We start from the raw sequence: 973 nt of genomic DNA, 5'->3' as shown, positions 1-973 counted from the left end.
CAAGCATAGACGTCAACCGCTCCGTGGGATAGGTGGGGTCAAGCGGCACATAGGCGCCGCCGGCCTTGAGGATAGCCAGTAAACCTACCACCATCTCCGGGCTGCGTTCGACACAAATTGCCACCCGGTCATCGGGTCGCACGCCTAATGTAAGCAGGTAGTGCGCCAGACGGTTGGCGCGGAGGTTAAGTTCACCATAGCTGATAGTTTGTTCTTCAAACATGACGGCAATGGCGTCGGGGTTATGTGCGGCTTGCGCCTCGAATAATTGATGGATCAGCGCGTTTTGTGGGAAATCGGCTTGTGTCGCATTGAAATCGACCAGCAGTTGTTGCTGTTCGGATTCAGACAATATCGGTAAAGTTGCGATATTCTGGGTTGCATCGGTTGCCATCGCCGCTAACACACGTTTTAAGTAATCCACCATACGTTCGATAGTCGCGTGATCGAACAAATCGCTGGCATATTCCAAATCACCAATCAGGCCTGAATCACTTTCGGTCAGTGATAGCGTTAGGTCGAAGTGAGCACGGTGACGTGTTTGTTCTATGGGGATGAGTTGCAGACCCGGTAGTACCAACGTTTGCGCCGGTGTGTTATTTAAGGCCAGCATCACCTGGAAAATCGGGCTGTAGCTGAGGCTGCGCTCAGGTTGTAGTGCTTCTACTACTTGCTCAAAAGGCAGATCCTGATGAGCATAGGCGGCCAGTGCCCGCTCCCTGACTTGTGTGAGCAGGTCGGTTACATTGGTGGAATCATTCAGCGTGACACGCAAAGCGAGTGTATTAACGAAGAAACCGATCAAATGTTCAAGTTCATGGTATGGACGATTAGAGACCGGGGTGCCGATAACAATATCATCCTGACCACTCAACCGGGAGAGGACAATACTCCAGGCCGCCAGAAGAGTCATAAATAAAGTGGTGTTATGGTGTTGTCCCAGTTTCTTGAGTGATGCCAGCAAAGCAGCGTC

1 protein-coding gene is annotated in these 973 nt (G+C 51.4%); it reads right to left on the bottom strand.

All coding sequences use genetic code 11. The annotated features are described in order from the left end of the window. Positions 1-973: condensation domain-containing protein (locus AAC147_RS08120; RefSeq protein ID WP_047686295.1), on the bottom strand; the 973-nt coding region annotated here is incomplete at both ends.

This window comes from Xenorhabdus sp. NBAII XenSa04 (assembly GCF_963866145.1).
Taxonomy (GTDB): Bacteria; Pseudomonadota; Gammaproteobacteria; order Enterobacterales; family Enterobacteriaceae; genus Xenorhabdus; species Xenorhabdus indica.
The sequence above is the reverse complement of the archived record's forward strand: the minus strand, read 5'-3'. Positions and strand labels throughout refer to the sequence as shown.